The sequence below is a fragment of the Pseudodesulfovibrio alkaliphilus genome (assembly GCF_009729555.1).
Taxonomy (GTDB): domain Bacteria; phylum Desulfobacterota; class Desulfovibrionia; order Desulfovibrionales; family Desulfovibrionaceae; genus Pseudodesulfovibrio; species Pseudodesulfovibrio alkaliphilus.
The window spans coordinates 791,129-810,198 of the sequence record NZ_WODC01000001.1 but is presented as its reverse complement, the minus strand read 5'-3'; the positions used below and the strand labels follow the sequence as shown (position 1 = coordinate 810,198).

Here is a 19,070-nt window from a genome sequence, read left to right as displayed (position 1 = left end):
ACCTCAAGGCCCTGCTGCCGCAAGGCATGTCAAAGAACGATTCGGCCTAAGCCAGATTCTCACCGAGACTCCTGATGGTTACCCGAGGAAGGCTTGCCTGAAAAGGTGGGGCTGTTTGGACGCATACAGAAATCCGGCACGGCCCAGACGGTGTTGGACCTCATAAGCAAGCTCTACAAGCTGGAGAAGCAGGCGCGGGAGCAGAAGCTTGACCCCGAGGCCGTGCACGCCATGCGCCAGGAGCGGGTCCGACCAATCATGGACAAGATCAAGGCGCTGCTCGACGCCCGCGTGAAAACCACGCCGCCCAAGAGTCTGCTGGGCCGGGCCATCTCCTACGCTCTGGGCCAGTGGGAAAGGGTCATGGTCTACCTCGAGGACGGCTGCCTGCAGCCGGACAACAACGCAGCCGAGAATGCCATCCGACCCTTTGCCGTGGGCCGGAAGAACAGGCTGTTCTCCGGCTCCCCCAGAGGCGCCAAAGCTAGCGCGGCCATCTATTCCCTCATCGAGATCGCCAAGGCTTGCGGCCTCAACCCCTTCGAATATCTTCTGCAGGTCTTCGAGCAGTTGCCCCATGCCCGTAGCGGAGACGATCTCAAGACCCTGCTGCCGCAAGGCATGTCAAAGAACAACCCGGCCTAAGCCAGTTCCCTGATGTCTACTTGATGACGGCTCGCCTGAAAAAGTGGGGCTGTCTGGACGGATACGAGACTTTGGCCTCCTCAGGTGGGATGCATGGGGTGGTCCTGTCCGCTATGTGTCCGCTTTTTCCCCGACGCCATGCGAGATCAACGACATTCCGCGCCTTCCGCACAGCATGCGACCGGGAGTCCCGAATAGGCTTGGCGACGAATAAGTCCTGTTTTATTATTGTGTTAAGTTGATCATTCTGCTGACGACCCTCAAGAATGGCATTCAAGAGGTCGTGGGTTCGATTTCCTCCAGCTCCACCACAAGAAAGTTAAGGGTTTCAAGTAAATACTTGGAACCCTTTTTCGTGGTTTTGGCTGAAAAACTGTTTTGTGTCCTAAATATGTCCTAAATGGATTTTTAGGTGTTTTGGTAGTGTGCGGCCAGCTTGTCCTGAACCGGGTTGTTGTAAGCTGACACCCAACTTGAGAAAATGAGCCACGCAGGTTTTCTCAACTTACGTGGCTCATTTTCTGTTTTGGCACGGGTGGTGCTACGCACGGGTGCGCGAGGGGTGGGCTATAGCGTGAGCCTCTGCCGGGCGGTCTCGAAGTAGGGCTCCGAGAGTTCGATGCCGATGGACCGGCGGCCTGTGTTTTGGCAGGCTGCGCCGGTGGTGCCTGAGCCCATGAAGGGGTCGAGGATGGTTGCCGCCTTCGGGGTCACGACAAGGAGCGCCTCCAGCAGGGGGATGGGCTTTTCCGTCAGGTGCATGCGGCGCTGGTGGGCGACGATGGATTGCTTGAACACGCCGGGCAGGCAGCGTCGGTGCGTCCGGTTGAGCCTCTCCTTGACGCCGAAGAGGACGAACTCGCACTGGCGGGTGAACTCCCTCAGGATCGGGCGGGCCGAAGGCTTGTGCCAGACCACGATGTTGCGCCAGACCCAGCCGCCAGCTTGCAGGGCGTCGGTCATGCTTGGCAGTTGCCGCCAGTCGGTGAAGACCATGCAGGTGCCGCCCGGTCTGGTGACACGGTGGCATTCCGTGAGCCAGAGCGTGGCCCACAGGGTGAAGGACCGCTGGTCCCGGTTGTCGCCAGTGAACAGTGTCCCTCCCAGTGAAAGGAGGTGTGCTTGGCAGGAAATGTCCGGAAGGCGGCCAACCAGGCGTATATGAAGCGCGAAAGGGAAAGATCGCCTGTAACGGTGAATCGGTACTGCTGCATGTATATGGTCGAACCGGGATGCATCAGGTCGTAGTAAAGCATTCCGGACTGGAGCGGCGTTGTCGTGAAGACATCAAGCACTTTTTCGTTTGTATTCACGGGTGGTTTCCTATGCGTAAGGAATACGCGGTGTGAAGTTTGAATGAATGGGGTTGCCTAGTGTGGCGTCCCGGAATAACACACATGAAAAACAGCGCAGAACATAAAAATATTTTGATTGGTTATGGTTATGGCAAGCCTGTGATAATTTCGCGAACGTGACACTAGGACGGTAACGCGACTCATCGTGTTACGGCGTTCCAGCTCTTCAACTGCTCCTGGGAGCACCATTGCTTGTAGTACATTCCTTTGCTGGCCATGAGTTCGTTGTGTGTCCCTTGTTCGGCGATGCGTCCATCGTGAAGCAAGAGAATCTGGTCGGCGGAGCTGATGGTCGAGAGCCTGTGAGCGATGACAAGCAGGGTTTTGCCCTGCATCAGGTTGGTGAGCCCCTGTTGTATGAGCAGCTCGTTTTCCGGGTCGATGGAGGCGGTGGCCTCGTCCAGGACCAGGATGGGTGCGTTTTTGAGGATGGCCCTGGCGATGGCGATGCGCTGCCTTTCTCCGCCGGAAAGGCGGGCTCCCCTTTCCCCGGCAAGGGTCTGGTAACCCTCTTCGAGTTCCATGATGAAGTCATGGCAGCAAGCTTTTGTGGCGGCCTCCACCGCCTCCTGCTCCGTGGCGCCCGGGCGGGCCAGCAGGATATTGTTCATGATGCTGTCGTTGAATAGGTAAACGTCCTGGAAAACCACACTGAATAATTCATAGAGATCTGATTGCCGAAAGGTTCTGATATCAGTGCCGCCGATGGTTATGGAGCCCTCCGAGACATCCCAGAAGCGCAGTAACAGGTTGACAGCGGTGCTTTTTCCTCCTCCCGACGCCCCAACCAAGGCCGTGACAGTATGTTGTGGCACGGTGAAGGAGACATCCTTGAGGACAGGCGTTTTGTTGTAAGAAAAGCACACGTTGTTGAACGCGATATCCATGCCCTTGGGAGGGGTATGCCCAGGGAGGGTTTGCAGGGGTTTTTCATTGAGCGTGGCCGAGGTGCGCTTCAATGAAATGGAGCAGTGGCGGAGTTCCGAATACAGCATGATCTGGCTGAACAAGGGAGCGTAAAGCTGCCCGGCCAGAAGCAGGAAAAAGATGAAGGTCATGACCGGGATGCTTCCCGATGAAATCAGCCAGCTTCCGAGAAGCAGCATTGCGATGTAGGAAAAATCGAGAACCACCTGGGCTGATTGCGCCCAGATGCCGAAACGGGTTTCCAGGGCAAGGGATTCTGCGCGTAATGCCGCGTCGGCCCGGTGCCAGGGAGTGAATCGTTTTCCGCACAGGTCGGCAGCCTTGATTTCCGCGATGCCGCCGAAGTATTCCATAAGTGTTTTGTTGACGCGCTCTCGCAGTCGGATAATCGCAGGGCTGTTTTTTTTCATGAATCGGGACAGATAGATGCCTATGGGAATGATCGGGGCGGCAGCCAGCAACATGGCCAGAGCCAGGGAGGTGTCCATGAAAAGGAGCGTGGCAGTGATCAGTGCGATCACCATCAGCCCGGCCAGAATCTCGTGGATGTGGATGCAAAAGACCAGTTCGGCGTCTGTCATATCCTGCAAAAGGCGGTTGCTGATATCCGCAGTCTCATTCTGGCGGAAAAAGGCCATGGGCAGTTTGCGAAGCCGCGAGCTAAGTCGCGTGCGCAGCCTGGACACAGTCAGATAGCCGTCCTCAAGCGCCTGGGAATACGACTGGAGACGCAGATAATAAAATATGGCGCAACATGACAAAAGGACTGCCGTGTAGCCAAGGAGTGATGCGTGGGATAATGATGTTTCGGAGATATCCTTGATGAGAAAAAAGACGATGATATAGGAAATAATGAGCATGACCTGGGTTGCAAAGGTAATGAGAACGTTTTTGCGCAGGCTGGCACGGTCTTCCGGGGTGAACAGGATGGAATCTAGCATACGGCTGCCCCCTCCTTTCCGTGATTGGGGCCAGTCGGCAGGGTGGCAATCCGCCAGCTGCGGGCACTGGCATAGGCCTCCCACATTCGCGCATAGGTCCCTTTTGCGGCGAGCAACTCCTCATGCCTGCCTCTTTCACAAATGCGACCGTTTTCCATGACCAAAATACAATTCGACCGTGCGATGGAAGGCAGGCGGTGTGCAATGACGAGCACTGTTTTGTCGGAAAGAAGCGCCGAGAGCCCTTGCTGTATTTCCGCTTCGCTTTCCGGATCGGCAAATGCCGTGGCCTCATCCAGTAGCACTACTGGGGCGTTTTTTAGCGCCATACGGGCCAGCGCGATCCGCTGACGCTGCCCAGCGGAGAGGTGTACCTCCTGGCCTGCGCCGATAAGCGTGTCATAGCCGCGGGGCAGGGTTTCTATGAAGTGGTCGCAGTGGGCCATGCGGGCTGCATCCCTGACGGCTTTGTCCCCTGCCTGATCAGAGCCCAGTCGGATGTTCTCCGCTACAGTTCCCGAAAAGATGAAGGGCTGCTGGAATACCACCGCCATGCTTTTCGAGAGTTCGGGGTATGAGAAATCCTCCAATGCGATCCCGCCGATACTTATGCGTCCCGACTCTGCTTCCTCCATTCCGGCGATGACGGCGGCAAGCGTGCTTTTCCCGGAACCGCTAGGCCCGACGATGGCCGTGACCGTGCCGGGCTCGATCCGAAAACTCACGTCGTTGAGTATTGTTTTCCCTTCGTAAGAAACGCGAAGACCGTTGACCTCAAGGTCTGCAGATTCAATTTCTGAATGTTTGCGCAATCCCGCCTGTTGCGCGGGCACATTCATCAGCTGTCGCAACGCCATATAGCCCGAGATTGCCTTGAACAGGGAGGACGTGAATCTTACCAGTCTATTCAGCGGTGCAAAGATGATGATCCCCAGCATCAGAAACAGCATGATTTTCTCAAGGGGAATGGCGTTAGCCAGATGTAGAGCCGCCCCGGAAAGCGCAAGCAGAACAAAGGGAAAGGTGGTGACTGTCAGGAAGGCCGTCCAGCGGTATTTGAAGGCATCGCGCATCTCCACCTGCATCGTCCTGAATTGGTCAATGGCGGATTGCATTCGCGAAAACGATTCCGCAGAGCGGTTAAATATCTTGATATCAGGCATTCCCTGAACGAATTCGACGGCATCCGCATGTAAAAGGCTCATAGACCGTGCATAGCGATCATAGAGATCAGTTTTCTGTGCATTACGAATGGAGCTCGCATGTATGCCGATGGCCGTGGCAACAATGGCCAGAAGCAAAAGAGCCATGGGCCAGCTGACAAAAAACAGGGCAATGATGCAAATAACAGGCAGCACGAGCGAGGCGACAAAATCGGTGATATTGTGAGCGATGAAATCTTCCATCTGGCTTACATCATGTGTGAGCATCTTTTTTAGCTCCCCCGTACTTCTTCCGGAAAACCAATGCAGAGGGAGTTTGCCCACATGGTCAAGGACCGCTGCGCTTATTGCGCTGGAGAGCGAGAATGCCGCTTTGTGAGACAGCACGGCGGAGGCTATGCGACAAACGGACGAGGCTATCACGGCAGCTAACGCTATCAGGCAGGGTATGGCTGGCAACCCGGTTGCCGTCCCTTCGGCAAGGAAGTGTTTGAGCACGAGCCATCCCATGAAAATTGGAACAGGGAGAAGCACAGCCCCCAGAACGGCAAGTATGGTGCCCACGCAGAGCTGGCGCATGCCATCTGGATGCAACTCAGACAGCCATGTGGCGGCATATGGAAGTTTCATCAGCGTCTCCTTGGCTGGAAGCAGCAGGTTTTTCCAAAGGAAGACATCATGCCACCAAAAAACCATAGGTTGCGGCGCCTGCAAACAATGGGCAAAAAAAGATCAATCAGGAGCTAATGGAGGGGCGTTCCGATGGGCGTATGCGACCAAAACCAGGCTTCCGCCTGAGGCGGAGGCTTAGCTTTGGTTTTAAACGGGGGGAGGGCGGTGGATAGAGTAAAGTACCGTCGAGGATCGTCAGATGGTTATTCCAGCCTCGTCCTGCAGATGTGTAAGCTTTTTAGGGGTAATCCCATATTGTTTCTTGAAGGCAAGGATGAAGTGGCTGACATTTGAGTAGCCAATCTCGAAGGCGCATTCGCTGACGTTCATTTTTCGAGAATGAAGCAATGTATAGGCGTGCTTTAATTTGCATTGCTGAATATACTTCGCAATAGTTGTTGAATAGAGATGCTTAAAGGCATTATTGGCTTTTGAAAAGCTCATGTGGTATTCAGCGCATATAACCGATGCTGGTCCAATGTTTAGGAAGTCATTTTCAATGCGCTTCTTGAGTTTTTCCAGCAGTATCTTGTCGTCATTTGGTATTGGGTAGTACGCAGTGCTTGATGCGGAAATGGTCTTAATAAGTTTAGAAAAAAGCCCGATGCAAGCCCCTCTGAGCCTGAGAATGTCAAGCCCGTCAATGCGCTGCATGGCAAGCACGTTTCTCGCCGCGAGTATGGTGTCTGGTCCGGCAATGCCTGATACAGAATGGGCACCCCCTCTTCTTTGCCCGGCCGCTTTTTCCAGGGTTTTCACTATGTCTTTCGCACTCCGTAATCCGAAGACGGCCTCAAGGGCCTTTTCCTCAAGCATGAAGGCGGCATGGCAGTAGGTTTGATTTGATTTGACAGAAACCTTGCCTGCTTGATTGTTCCATCTGCCTATCAAAAACATGCTGTTCTGAAGATGGTGTGAGGTTGATTGATCCAGCTCGATTGTGCATGAGCCTTCCAGGACAAGTAGCGCGATGGTGAGCTGCGTGTCGTAAAGAAAGTCACCGTCAATTGGCGCGTTGATGTAAACTGGTCCGCATGCACCAAAATGGAACCCCGGCAACGGATCAAACAGGAATCCGTTTCCCGTCACCATGCCGTGTTCAAAGGTAAAATCCTCTGGCTGAGCATGCAGCGTCGCCGGGATGTCCAGCTTGGACATTCTGGAAAAAACCTGTCGTTCTTTTAGAATAGCGTCAAAATTCATAGCTTCTTCCTTCACACTTTCCGGCACAATCTCCCGGAATCGAAAATGAAAATCATTATCGTCAAAATGGCAAAAAAGTATTTACCATCCTCTGATGGAGCTGATTTCTCAGGCACAGCGCCACTCGGGTGAACTGCCCTCTGGTCGGTCACTACGATAAATTTGACAGTTATATCCAAATTTGGCCCAAGTCAACGACTTGCCACGAGGCCGGGGAAGCGTCCGCAACTCTCTGATTTGTCGGAATTGGGTAGAATTCAAATAAACACGTCAAGACAACGCATCACGATTAATTTAAAGAATCGTATCTGACAGAAGGGTGTCATATGTTCAATGAAGAGTTCGGAATATAATACTCTTTTGCCGATAATGAGTTTCACAATCATCATGGTCAAGAGGAGATGGCGCGATGCAGTTCAGTAAGGTTCGGCAAAGAATCCGTAACGGGTTTATGATCGTATTTCTTGTGGCCGCAGTGGCCTTGTTGGCTTCGCCCAAGGCGATGGCAGAGAGCTTGGAGGGCGAGAACGCCGGGGCTGGTTCGGAAAAGGAAGAATCTTACCATACGTTGGTTCCCGTGGTGATCACCGCAGAGAAAAGACAGACCGAAGTGCAAAAGACACCCGTGGCTGTGACGGTGTTCACGGCACAGGACCTGGAAGACAAGAACCTGAAGACCGTCCATGATGTCCTCGCCCAGGTGCCCAACCTGATGCAGGTTGACACTATTGGCAGCAATACCATGGCATCCTTTCGCGGTTCAATCACCTCCATGGGGACGGAGACAACCCCGCTTGTGATTTATATCGACGGTGTTCCCGTCGATTCCTACAGTTCCATGGATGCCTCTCTTCTGAATATTGAGCGCATTGAGGTTCTGCGCGGGGCGCAAGCGACCCTGTATGGGAAAAACGCCTTTTCCGGTGTTGTCAACATTATCTCCAAAAAACCTGACAACACTCCAACGGGCAAGGTGTACATTGACGGAGGCTCCGAGTTCAGCATGGAGGCAGGTGCCACAACCAGTGGTCCGATCATCGAAGACAAGCTTTTTTTCTCCTTGTCTGGTTCGCATGACTACCGTGATGGATACATGACTGGCTCGGACAGCAACGACGAACGCAATACCCGCCTGAAAGGCCAACTTCGCCTGCTGCCCACCGATGATTCCGAACTCAATCTGCACCTGACTTACACGAAGTACAAGGAAGGTGCCTTACCCGTTGTGCGGGGAAGCGGACCTTCATTGCATGGCGACGCCAGCGAAACGGATCATCGAAACAAGGATACTTTCAGCGCCGCGCTTCACGGTGCAGTTGACCTCTCTGCCGTGGAGCTGAAAAGCGTCACCACATTTCGCAGCGATGACATGAAAGCCTCCCACGACAACAGCACATACATGGCTGGAACTTATAACGAATACAAGGAGTCAAGCTGGGAGGTGACGCAGGAGTTGCGCATCCAAAACGCCGACAGCTCGGCGGGTGGGGTCAACTGGCTCGCAGGACTGTATGGCGGATACCGCGAGCTGGACCGCAAGAAATGGTATACTCCTTCAACCACGATCAACTTCCCGTATGAGGACAAGATGTTGGAGTTCGCCCCCTTCGGTCAGGCCGAGGTGCCGCTGTTCGTGGACGAACTGAAGCTCACCACTGGGTTGCGGTGGCAGTATGTCGACCGCCGGGCCAATATTAAGACGACCATGGGAGCCGTCTCTCTGGTTAACGAAAATCCGAGCGAGTCCTGGAGCGAGTTCTTGCCCAAGGCGGTCCTGAGCTACGAGATCACCGATGAGCACATGGTCTATGCCGGAGTGAATCGAAGCTTTCTGCCCGGCGGATTTAGCCGCCAGGTGGTTCCAGGGATAACCGAAACCACCTACAAGCCTCAGTATGCCTGGAACTATGAAATGGGGGCAAAAACCTCGTGGCTTGAAAACAGGCTCAACGCCAACCTCACGCTTTTTTATTCCAAATATACTGACATGCATGTCACGTCGATGAATATGATCATCGGCGGTCCTGTTGCTACAAACGCGGGCAAGGTAACCGCGTATGGCGCGGAGGCTGAGCTTGATGCGCAGATTCTTCCCGGGCTGCGTGGTACTGCCTCGTTTGGATATACGCATGCAAAGTTTGATGAGTACAAGGCCACGAACATGCTTGGCGTCGATGTGGATTATTCCGGGAAAAAAGTTCAGTATACCCCTGACTACACGGGCAATCTCTCTCTGGTGTATCGCCATCAAAGCGGTTTTATGGGGCAGGCTGGCGTATTGTATTCCAGCAAGATTTACTGGGACGCCGGCAATACCGCATCCCGAGGATCGATGGCCACGGTAAACGCCAAAGTCGGCTATGAGCAGGAGTCCTTTGATATCTACCTGTATGCCAATAATCTTTTCGATAAGCGATATTCGACGCTGTATGAGTCCACCATGGATTATTCCCTGACAGCTCCGCCTCGTGAAGTGGGGCTACAGTTGGCCTACCGCTGGTAACATCCATCCGGATTCCGACCTCAACCCTGAAGCGCAGGCCAACAATGGCCTGCGCTTTTCTGTTGATCTTTGGATGAGGCGAAGCGGTTTTGGCGTATTCGAACACCGAATAGGGATCAGAGGGTGCAGCGGCAGGTGCTGATGACTCCCATTCAATCTTGCGGCAAGTTACAGAGAGTTGACGAGGCGAGCCCGATCCGTCGCTCACTGGATGCCCGGAAATGATCTTGCCCGGAAACCGCATTGCCCAATATCCCATCGACAGACAGGCTCTTCCTTCACTCCAGACAACGGATCAAGACATGGGAACCGCAGAACTTGTCACCATAGCCATCGTCCTGGCCATGGATGCCTTTGCCGTGGCTATTGCCACCGGGGTGGCCCTCAAGGCCGTCTCCCTTCGCCAGACCTTCCGGCTCTCCTGGCACTTCGGGCTGTTTCAGGCCCTCATGCCCGTCATCGGCTGGCATCTCGGTATCACTGTCCGGGAGTCCATCGAGGCGTATGACCATTGGGTAGCCTTCGTTCTGCTGGGCTACATCGGATACAAGATGATCCGCGAGGCCTTTGACGAAGAAGAGGCTTCCAAAGGCGACCCGACGCGAGGCATGAGCCTGATCGCCCTGTCCGTGGCAACGAGCATCGACGCCCTGGCCGTGGGGCTCAGTCTCTCGGTGCTGGGAGTTTCCATCTGGTGGCCTTCGGCGGTCATCGGGATCGTCGCCCTGCTTTTCACCATGGTTGGTCTTCAGGCAGGCAAGACCGCAGTCAGGGCCAAGTGTCTCGGCAAGTACGCCGAAATCCTCGGGGGTACTGTGCTTGTCGGCATCGGCGTAGGCATTCTCTGGGAGCACGGCTCGCTCACCTTCTGACAGAGGTGAATCCCGCACCCCAGTCATGGTCGGGCAGGGTTGCGACTCCGGGGCGGATAGGTCAGCTTTCTGGCGTCTTCAGGTGTGACAAAGATGTTTTCCGTGTTCTCGGTGTCGAATGCGCCAGGTGGGAATGACCGAGACACTAGAGGTGGGCCGAAGCAAGGAGTCGCTTGGTGTAGGCATTTTCCGGAGCGTAAAAGATGTCGGAGACCAACCCCTGCTCGACGACGCTGCCGTCGCGGAGGACGGTCATCTCATGGCACAGGGACCGCACCAGACCCAAATCGTGGGTAATGAAGACGTAGGTGACGCCATGCCTTGCGCCAAGCTGCGCCAGGAGATCCACCATCATCGTCTGTACGGGTTTGTCCAGAGCGGAGGTCGGCTCATCAAGGATCATAAGCCTTGGGCGCATCACAAGAGCCCTGGCGATGGCAATCCGCTGACGCTGTCCGCCGGAGAACTCATGGGGATAGCGGTCCACGGCGTCCGCGTGGATTCCCACTTCTTTCAGCATGGCCTTTGCGGCGTCAAGCCCATCTCGGGATGGGCTCCCGTGAACCCTGAGCCCCTCGGAGACGATCTGGCCTATGGTCATGCGCGGATTCAAGCTGGCGAACGGGTCCTGGAACACGGGTTGCAGGCACCGCCGCACCGACAACACTTCCTTTCGATTCAGGACTGCGAGGTCTCGGCCAGAGAATTCGACCTTTCCTGAAAACCGCACGAATCCCAGGACAGCCTCGGCAAATGTGGTCTTGCCCGACCCCGATTCTCCAACAATGGCGTGATTGCGCCCTTCAAAGACAGTCAGGTCAACTTCGTTCACGGCCCGAAACCGGCGCTTCGTCCAGAGCTTGCCGTTGCGCAGGTCCATTTTCCCCGGCAGTCCGAAGTCCACTGTGAGCTTTCGTGTGGCTAGCAGGCATGGACCGGTTGCGGCTGGCGGCGGCTCCGTGGGCAGGGTCGTATCCAGAAGCATTCGCGTGTATTCGTGTTTGCCTCCGGAAAATATCCCGGAGGTGCTGCCCTCTTCCACCAGCGCACCCTGGTGCATGACCGCCACACGGTCAGCGTGGTCGCGAACTGTGCGCAGATCGTGGGTAATGAGCAGTACTGCCATGCCCAGCTCACAGCGTAACGAGGATATCAGGTCAAGAATACGCGCCTGCACGGTCATGTCCAAGGAAGTGGTCGGCTCGTCGGCGATGAGCAAATCCGGATTGTTGGCCAGGGCCATTGCGATCATGACCCGCTGGCGTTGTCCGCCGGAGAGTTGATGCGGATACGCCTTAAGCCGTGATTCTGAAGGATCGATGCGGACCAACTCCAGCAGTTCCTGCGTCCTGCGTCGGGCCTGTGCTGCGGACACGCGTCCATGCGCCTTCAGGGTTTCGCCGATCTGTTTCTCCACGCAATGGAGAGGATTGAGGGCAGATTGAGGCTCCTGGAAGATCATGCCCACCCGGTTGCCTCGCATAGCTCTGACCATCTCAGGCGGTGCTGAGATCATGTCTGTTCCGGCGAGGTGGACAGAGCCTGTCACCCGGGTTGAGCCAGAGGGTAGTAGACCCATGACGGCTTGGGCGGTGACGGACTTTCCAGAGCCGCTTTCGCCAACAAGGGCGAGGCATTGACCTTTTTCAAGGCTGAGATCAAGGCCACGCACGGCAGGAGATTTCTGCGGCTGACCTGTGAAGGAGACGCACAACCCCCGGATTTCGAGCAGGGAGTCCATCATTTTGTCCCCCGGTTGTTGGAAAGCGGAGCCATGGCGTCACGAACCGCTTCGCCAAGGAAAATCAGCAGGATCAGCAGCATGCCCAGAACACCAAAGGCGGAAACACCAATCCACGGGGCATGGAGATTGGCCTTGCCCTGGGCCAGCAGCTCCCCCAGGGCCGGAGAATCCGGCGGGAGGCCGAAGCCGAGAAAATCCAGCGAGGTCAGGGTGGTGATCGATCCGCTGAGAATGAATGGCATGAAGGTCAAGGTGGCCACGAGGGCGTTGGGCAGGATATGGCGGAGCATGACGGCTCCCTCACTCATGCCCAGAGCCCGTGCGGCCTTCACATATTCGAGATTCCGGCAGCGTAGGAATTCTACGCGGACCACATCCACAAGCCCCATCCAGCTGAAAAGCAGCATGATGCCAAGGAGCATGAAGAAGGTTGGCTCGGTGAAGCTGGCCAGAATTATGAGCAGATAGGTGACCGGCAATCCGCCCCATATTTCCATGAACCGCTGTCCCAGGATGTCTGTCCACCCTCCCTTGTAGCCGAGATAGGCACCAGCCAGGATGCCACCTGCGGAGCCTATGGCGGCCAGGGCCAGGCCGAACGCCATGGAGAGCCGAAATCCGTAGAGCACGCGGGCGAACACGTCACGACCGGATTCATCCGTTCCCAGGGGGTTGTCAAAGCTCGGCGGCGCGGGAAAAGGTTCGGCGCAGGCGTAGTTGACCGTGTCATAGCTGAATCGAACCGGGGGCCAGAGCATCCAGCCGTTTTCGTGGATCATCGACTGGACCGCCGGGTCCCGGTAGTCGGCCGGGGTCTGGAAATCGCCACCGTATTGTGTTTCTGGAATATCCCGCATCATGGGAAAATAGTAGTGCGAACCATGTTTGACCACATATGGTTTGTCGTTGGCCACCAGTTCGGCGCACAGGCTGAGGCCGAACAGTGTCAGCAACAGCATCAGGGACCAATATCCCTTGCGGTTGGCCTTGAAGGTGTGCCATCGGCGGCGGTTGATGCCCGAGAGCGTGAATATGCGCATGGTCACGAGTCGAAGGAGTTGAAGTTGATGCGCGGGTCAACGAACATATAGGTGATGTCGCAGACCACCTTCATGACAAGTCCGATCAGCGAGCTGATGTAGAGGGTGGCGAACATAACCGGGTAGTCACGCTCCATGGCGGCCTCGAAACCCATGAGGCCAAGGCCGTCCAGAGAGAAGATGACCTCCACCAGCAGCGACCCGGTGAAGAAAATTCCGATAAAGGCTGCCGGCAGGCCGGAAATGACCAGAAGCATGGCGTTGCGAAAGACGTGGCCGTAGAGTACGCGCTTTTCGGTCAGCCCCTTGGCCCTGGCGGTCATGACATAAAGCTTGCCTATTTCGTCCAGAAAGCAGTTTTTGGTGAGTAGCGTCAGCCCCGCGAATCCGCCGAGCAGCATGGAGGTTACCGGCAGGATCATGTGCCAGAAATAGTCGAGAATCTGACCGGCAAGGCTTAAGTCGTCGAAATTCGGCGAAGTCAGGCCTCGCAATGGAAACCACTGGAGATAGCGTCCGCCCGCTGTGAAGATGATGAGAACGACTGCAAAGAGGAACGTGGGGATGGCGTTGCCCGTGATCACGGCTGTGGTCGTCCAGACATCGAAACGGCTGCCACTGCGCACCGCCTTGGCAATGCCAAGGGGAATGGAGACCAGGTAGATGATGAGGGTACTCCACAGCCCAAGGGAAATCGAAACCGGCATTTTCTCAAGAATGAGGTCCGTCACGGTGGAGTCGCGGAAAAAGCTCTCGCCTAGGTTCATGGTGGCGTAATTCTTCAGCATGAGCAGGAAACGTTCGCCCGCAGGTCTGTCAAATCCGTAGTATTCTTCGATTTGCCGGATTAGGGCCGGGTCCAGGCCGTCGGCCCCCTTGTAGATGGACTGGGAGACAGAGGTGTCGGCGGAGCGCATTTCGTCCGGAGCCGCCCCACTCACCCGCTCCAGCACGGAGCGGTTCGCGCCAGTCATCTGGGCGATGGTTTGTTCCACTGGACCACCAGGGGCAAACTGGACGACGAAGAAATTAACCGCCAGGATGCCCAAGAGCGTCGGGACCAGAAACAGGAATCTTTTGGCAAGATATGTCAGCATGCTAGCCGTCCCCTCGTGTTGTCGGCCTGTTCAGCGGTTTCTTTTCCCACCAGCAGTCCAGGGCCAGGCCATATCCGGGGCGTTTGTCCACAAAGCCGAACCTGTCCCACCACGCGACCCTGTAGAACGTCGATCCGCCCAATGGGATGACATAGTCGCCCCACATGAGCACCCGGTCCAGTGCACGGCCTGCAGCCACGGTTTCTTCCCAGGAGTCGGCCAGGGCCAGAGCCTCGGTCAGGGCGTCCACATCGGGCCGGGTCAGGCCGATAAGGTTGCGACCGCCTTCCATTTGAGCCGCAGAGGAGTGCCAATAGAGCATCTGCTCCTGCCCAGGGATCAGCATTTGGCCATAGGACGAGGCCACCATGTCGTAGTCGTGATCGCGCAACCGCCGGATGAATTGGGGTGAGTCCACCAGCAGAAGTTGCATATCAACGCCAAGGCGCTGCAACTGTCGGCCGAAGATCATGGCGATACGGCGCATGGAGGTGGAGTCCGTGACCAGACGGAATTCGAGCGGCTGACCGGTATCCCGGTGAATGCGCCGTCCGCCTTGCAGGTCATATCCGGCCTCCTCCAAGAGTCGGGCGGCCTCAAGCAGGTTTTCGCGGTTGAAGCCGTCTCCGGGAGTGGATGGGATGGAGCGAATTGTTTTGAACAGTTCGGGGGGCAGGGTTGATCTGAAGGGCTCCAGGAGCGCCAGTTCGCGGCCCTGGGCAGGGCCGCGTGCCGCCAACTCCGAATTGGTGAAAAAACTGCTGTTACGCGGGTATTGCCCGAACAAGAGCTTGCGATTGACCCATTCGTAGTCAAAGGCGAGCAGGAGTGCGCGCCGGACGCGCCAGTCGCGAAACACCGGCCGTCGGATATTGAAAAAGAACCCCTGGATGCCGAGGGGCTGCTCATGTTTGATTTCCTCCCGGACAATTTCTCCGGATTCGAGGGACGGGCCGCTGTAGAGCGTGGCCCAGACCTTGGCGGAATGCTCCTGTCGGATGTCATACAACCCGGCCTTGAACGCTTCGAGGGCCACTGTGGCGTCACGGTAGTAGTCGAACCTGACGATGTCGAAGTTGAACTGACCCCGGCGGACGGGATGGTCCTTGGCCCAATAGTCCGTGACCCTTTCATAGATGATCTCGCGGCCGGGCTTGAGGGACTTCACCCGGTACGGTCCGCTGCCCAAGGGCGGAGTCAGTGTGGTATGCTCCAGGTCATCTCCGTCCCAGAAATGGGCCGGGTAGATCGGAAGCTGGCCGAGAATGAACGGGAGCGATCGGGGAGCATTGGGTTTGAAATTGAATCGAATCGTGCGCTCCCCGAGTGTTTCTACGGACTCGACGTGATGAAAGAACCGGCGAAAAGCGTTGCCAAACCCTCTGCTCATGGCTTGATAGGTGAAGGCCACGTCATGGGCGGTGATGGGGGTTTTGTCGTGGAAGCGGGCTCGCGGGTCGAGATGAAATGCGATCCACGACCGATCATCGGCCATCTCTATCCCTACGGCCACAAGGCCATATTGGGTAAAGGGATCGTCCTCGGCGGCCACGGTCAGGCTATCGGCGAGATAATGCCAACCTGCCGGGGGGATTCCCTTGGTGGAAAAGGGGTTGAGGTTGTTGAACCTGCCCGTGGCGCTCTGGCGCAGTTCTCCTCCCTTGGGGGCATCAGGATCGGCGTATGCGAAATGGCTGAATCCCGGCCCGTACTTGGGCTGGCCCGCTGACGACACCGCATGGGCAGGCGGCGCGGCATACGCCGCCGCCGCGTAGGCATGGCAGACTAGCAGCAATAAAGCGCACACGCTACTGAATCGGGACATTGTAAGCAATCCGTTGGCGGGCGCCTCCCTTCCGGGGGGCGCCCGATTGTCGTTAGAATGTGAGGGACAGCCCCAGCTTGACATTCCTGCCCCGGTCCCAGGCACCGCGGTAGGTGATGTATTTCTTGTCAAAAAGGTTGTCTACGCCAAGGTCTGCGCGCAGGCCCTCGTAGCCCAGAAGACTCTTAGGGGTCCAGGCCACGGCAAAGCCATGGATATGGTAGTCAGGCACGGTGTCGGTGCTGCCGTTCCACGGCTGGTACCCCTTGGACTCGGCGGTGTAGTCGGATTTCCAGGTTAGGCCAAGATCGTATTCCGGGATGTCGCAGTGTACCCGCAGCCCGACCTGTTCCGGGGTCTGGCCCACACGGGCTCCGGTTTCCTCGTCCATGCCCATGACCTTGCCGTAAGTCAGGCTCATGGCGTAGCGCTCATAGGCATAGTGCATCTCGGCTTCGTAGCCGAAGCGGCGGACGCTGCCGGTGTTGACTGTGGTCCAGCGCATGTTCGGGAGAACACCGCCGATGAACACGGCACTCTGGAAGTCCTTTATGATCTCCCGGAAATACACGGCCTTGATGCGCAACGGATCATTGTCGGTGAACACGCCGTCAAAGGTCAGCCCCGTGCCGTACTCCCAGGTTTTTCCCTTTTCCGGTTTGAGGTCGGGATTGGGAACCACTTGGCCGAAGCCGGGCCAATCCATGAAGAAGTAAATCTCGTTCAGGGACGGCGGCCGGAAAGATTCTGCATAGGTGACGAAGAGGTTGAGCCACTTGCGGGCCTTCCAGTTGGCGGTGACCTTGGGAGTGATTTCGGACTCCTTCTGGCTCGCCCATTGGCCGCTTGATTCCTTGCGGCTGTATTGAGTGTACCGGGCGGCCGGGATGAGGGAGAATCCGTAGGGCAGGGATATGTTGTCCTGAATGAACATCCCGTAATCCCACCCTGTGGCTTTGGGCCTGGTGGCGTCCGATCCTTTCTGGTGGTCGATGTAATAGTCTGTGCCCGCTGTCAGGGTGTGGTGGAAGACCTCTTCCGTGCCGAAGCGGAAGGTGTTTTGAATGTCGCCCCCCCAACCGACCATGTTGTCGCTGGATTCTATGGCGACTTGGGAGCTGTTGGCTCGGTATGTGTATTGGCCTACGGCGCGCAGATCGAGCCAGTCGTTGTCTGCGGGGCTCAGGTTGTAGTTGCCGGTGACCTGGGTTTGGTTGGTGCGGTATACGCTGCCGCCAGCGGTGTGGAAGACATCTTCGAACCTGTTGTAGGCCAGCGAGGCGTACTGTCCCTCGGACGGAGTGATGGAGCCTTTGAGGTAGTTGGTGGTGCTGCTGCCGGTGCGATAGATCACGGAATTGCTGCTGTCCGGATCACTGGTGCGCATGTGTCCGAAGTCGCGGGTGGTCAAGTTGGCTACCAAACCGAAGAAGTCATCCCCGGCATAGGCCGTGGAGGAAAGCCACTCCTGGGAATCAACCGACTGATGCCCACCCCTGATCTGAGCCCCGAATTTTTCGCCGGGCCTGAGCATGTCGGAGGCGTCCTTGGTTTGCATGGAGATGACGCCGCCGATCCCGCCTGAGCCATGCAGGGTGGAGGAGGGGCCTCGGACCACCTCGACCTGTTTGAGTAAGGTTGGTTCGATGACGATCGGTGTTCTGGCGTTGCCCGCATTGTCGTTATAGAGCTGGCGGGCGCCGTCTATCTTGATGATGGTCTGTTCGTCCTCCAGCCCGCGAATGCTCGGCACCTGGAAGTAGGTGGAGGTTCCGCTGGAGAAATCCACGTTGGGAATGTTTTCGAGGAGATCCCTGATAGTGGTGGGTTGCTCCCGGTTGATTTCCTCTTCTCCGACCACGGACACGGACGCCGGAGCCTCGAATGCCGAAACTTCTGTGCGGGTTGCGGAGACCACCACGGTGTCCAGTATGATGCCGGTTTTCCCCTTTTCTTGTTGCGCGGCCTTTTTCTCGGGATTCTTCCCTGCCGCGACTCCGGGCAACGTCAGCAGTGCGACCAACGCAAAGGCGACCGCTCTGTGTGCCAGTTTCAAGCTGCTTTTCTTGCACATTTTTCCTCTCACTCCTTTTCTCCAATGAAATCAATCATGATCCCAGCGCCTCGGCCCATCTTTGCATGGATTCCGGTATCGATACCGGAGCGCCTGGGCTACAGTGAGGGAGTGAGAAAACCGCCTGGTTCGCGATGGCCGGAATGTGTGAGGCTGCGGGATTTGATACCAGGAGCCTTCGGATTGCCATTTGCGGTACAAAGGTGTCTCCGAGCAGGGCGATGACATCAGGAGCGACTGATTCAAGGCCTTCAAGGGTGTTGATGACCGTGAACCCCATCCCCCGGATATCCCCTTTGGCCAGATCGTCGCCTGAACTAATGCAGCCGGCGGGGCGGAGGATCAGGTTGTCGATGTCGCCTTCCGAGTTTTCCACAAGGAGATAGGTGTCTGATGCCTTGCGATGCGAAAGGCCCATAAGTACCAGAACCTTTTTGCCAAGACTTTTGGGCATCGCGTCTTGCGCTTTGGTCATTTCCTTTTCGTAGGTGTCGGCCCGTTCCAGTGCGATCTTCTTTCGGCCAAAGATCTCACCTGCCTGCAGGATTGCGGCAGATACGGATTGGGTGAAGTCGAGAATGTCCACGGTGTAGCCGAGCTCACGCAGCTCTTGGCTCATTTGGGAGGGACTGTTCGAGTCTCCGCTTTTTTCCAAAACAATATGTTTTGTTTCAAGCCGTTTGGCAGTGCTGTAGAGCAGTTTGCGTTTTTGCCCCATAATGCACAGTGTGCATTCCATCTGCTTGCTGAAGGGATACCGGGTTTCGATCATGGGCACGGCACCGGTGGACATGGCTTTGCAATAAATGCCAATGGCACTGCACACATCCACCACCTTGTCCCCGATGAATATCGAGTTGACCATGATTGGCATGTTTTTCATCCAGTTTTCTCCGCTAGTTGAACATGATTGTTACATTCATTCTCAATACGCAGGAAGGACTCCGCATGAGGACGCTACTAGCGAAAAACATGCCACGATGTTTTTCTTGAAAAGTAAGCCATATTA

General features: G+C 56.2%; 13 protein-coding genes. 3 read left to right on the top strand and 10 right to left on the bottom strand.

Going from position 1 to position 19,070, the window contains the following annotated elements:
* Positions 1-105: 105 nt before the first annotated feature.
* Positions 106-645, top strand: coding sequence for an IS66 family transposase (locus GKC30_RS03755; RefSeq protein ID WP_367613963.1), 540 nt, complete (start codon positions 106-108; stop codon positions 643-645).
* Positions 646-1,212: 567 nt separating this feature from the next.
* On the opposite strand, the gene GKC30_RS03750 is transcribed toward GKC30_RS03755, so the two are convergent.
* From GKC30_RS03750 to GKC30_RS03735, 4 genes are all read right to left on the bottom strand, one after another.
* Positions 1,213-1,740 (bottom strand): DNA-methyltransferase, encoded by a 528-nt coding sequence (locus GKC30_RS03750; protein ID WP_367613962.1) that lies wholly within the window; start codon positions 1,738-1,740, stop codon positions 1,213-1,215.
* A gap of 400 nt (positions 1,741-2,140) precedes the next feature.
* Positions 2,141-3,868 (bottom strand): ABC transporter ATP-binding protein, encoded by a 1,728-nt coding sequence (locus tag GKC30_RS03745; protein ID WP_155932332.1) that lies wholly within the window; start codon positions 3,866-3,868, stop codon positions 2,141-2,143.
* Positions 3,862-5,661, bottom strand: coding sequence for an ABC transporter ATP-binding protein (locus GKC30_RS03740; protein ID WP_196772799.1), 1,800 nt, complete (start codon positions 5,659-5,661; stop codon positions 3,862-3,864). The genes GKC30_RS03745 and GKC30_RS03740 overlap by 7 nt, the downstream gene beginning before the upstream one ends.
* 237 nt (positions 5,662-5,898) lie before the next feature.
* Positions 5,899-6,861, bottom strand: a complete 963-nt coding sequence (locus GKC30_RS03735) for a helix-turn-helix domain-containing protein (protein ID WP_196772798.1) — start codon at positions 6,859-6,861, stop codon at positions 5,899-5,901.
* A 454-nt stretch (positions 6,862-7,315) separates the two neighbouring features.
* Between GKC30_RS03735 and GKC30_RS03730 the strand changes: the two genes are divergently transcribed.
* On the top strand, positions 7,316-9,409 hold the full coding sequence (locus GKC30_RS03730) for a TonB-dependent receptor (protein ID WP_155932329.1): 2,094 nt from the start codon (positions 7,316-7,318) through the stop codon (positions 9,407-9,409).
* Positions 9,410-9,711: 302 nt separating this feature from the next.
* On the top strand, positions 9,712-10,281 hold the full coding sequence (locus GKC30_RS03725) for a manganese efflux pump MntP (protein WP_155932328.1): 570 nt from the start codon (positions 9,712-9,714) through the stop codon (positions 10,279-10,281).
* Positions 10,282-10,426: 145 nt separating this feature from the next.
* Here GKC30_RS03725 and GKC30_RS03720 read toward each other — a convergent pair whose 3' ends face one another.
* The 6 genes from GKC30_RS03720 to GKC30_RS03695 are packed head-to-tail and all read right to left on the bottom strand — an operon-like array spanning position 10,427 to position 18,944.
* A complete protein-coding gene (locus GKC30_RS03720; RefSeq protein WP_155932327.1) occupies positions 10,427-12,025 on the bottom strand; it encodes an ABC transporter ATP-binding protein in 1,599 nt (532 codons plus the stop codon).
* Positions 12,022-13,065, bottom strand: coding sequence for an ABC transporter permease (locus GKC30_RS03715; protein ID WP_155932404.1), 1,044 nt, complete (start codon positions 13,063-13,065; stop codon positions 12,022-12,024). Before GKC30_RS03715 ends, GKC30_RS03720 begins: the two co-directional genes overlap by 4 nt.
* A 2-nt stretch (positions 13,066-13,067) precedes the next feature.
* Positions 13,068-14,162, bottom strand: coding sequence for a microcin C ABC transporter permease YejB (locus GKC30_RS03710; RefSeq protein WP_155932326.1), 1,095 nt, complete (start codon positions 14,160-14,162; stop codon positions 13,068-13,070).
* A 1-nt stretch (position 14,163) separates the two neighbouring features.
* On the bottom strand, positions 14,164-15,987 hold the full coding sequence (locus GKC30_RS03705; protein ID WP_196772797.1) for an extracellular solute-binding protein: 1,824 nt from the start codon (positions 15,985-15,987) through the stop codon (positions 14,164-14,166).
* Between the two features lie 52 nt (positions 15,988-16,039).
* Complete coding sequence (locus GKC30_RS03700) at positions 16,040-18,061, bottom strand: TonB-dependent receptor domain-containing protein (protein WP_155932324.1); 2,022 nt, start codon at positions 18,059-18,061, stop codon at positions 16,040-16,042.
* A gap of 34 nt (positions 18,062-18,095) precedes the next feature.
* Complete coding sequence (locus tag GKC30_RS03695) at positions 18,096-18,944, bottom strand: substrate-binding domain-containing protein (RefSeq protein ID WP_155932323.1); 849 nt, start codon at positions 18,942-18,944, stop codon at positions 18,096-18,098.
* Between the last annotated feature and the right edge of the window lie 126 nt (positions 18,945-19,070).

Excerpts from the sequence above, each read along its gene's own strand:
- GKC30_RS03745 (WP_155932332.1), bottom strand. The coding sequence starts at position 3,868 with ATGCTAGATTCCATCCTGTTCACCCCGGAAGACCGTGCCAGCCTGCGC.
- GKC30_RS03740 (WP_196772799.1), bottom strand. The coding sequence starts at position 5,661 with ATGAAACTTCCATATGCCGCCACATGGCTGTCTGAGTTGCATCCAGAT.
- GKC30_RS03735 (WP_196772798.1), bottom strand. The coding sequence starts at position 6,861 with ATGTCCAAGCTGGACATCCCGGCGACGCTGCATGCTCAGCCAGAGGAT.
- GKC30_RS03730 (WP_155932329.1), top strand. The coding sequence starts at position 7,316 with ATGCAGTTCAGTAAGGTTCGGCAAAGAATCCGTAACGGGTTTATGATC.
- GKC30_RS03725 (WP_155932328.1), top strand. The coding sequence starts at position 9,712 with ATGGGAACCGCAGAACTTGTCACCATAGCCATCGTCCTGGCCATGGAT.
- GKC30_RS03720 (WP_155932327.1), bottom strand. The coding sequence starts at position 12,025 with ATGATGGACTCCCTGCTCGAAATCCGGGGGTTGTGCGTCTCCTTCACA.
- GKC30_RS03715 (WP_155932404.1), bottom strand. The coding sequence starts at position 13,065 with ATGCGCATATTCACGCTCTCGGGCATCAACCGCCGCCGATGGCACACC.
- GKC30_RS03710 (WP_155932326.1), bottom strand. The coding sequence starts at position 14,162 with ATGCTGACATATCTTGCCAAAAGATTCCTGTTTCTGGTCCCGACGCTC.
- GKC30_RS03705 (WP_196772797.1), bottom strand. The coding sequence starts at position 15,987 with ATGTCCCGATTCAGTAGCGTGTGCGCTTTATTGCTGCTAGTCTGCCAT.
- GKC30_RS03700 (WP_155932324.1), bottom strand. The coding sequence starts at position 18,061 with ATGTGCAAGAAAAGCAGCTTGAAACTGGCACACAGAGCGGTCGCCTTT.
- GKC30_RS03695 (WP_155932323.1), bottom strand. The coding sequence starts at position 18,944 with ATGAAAAACATGCCAATCATGGTCAACTCGATATTCATCGGGGACAAG.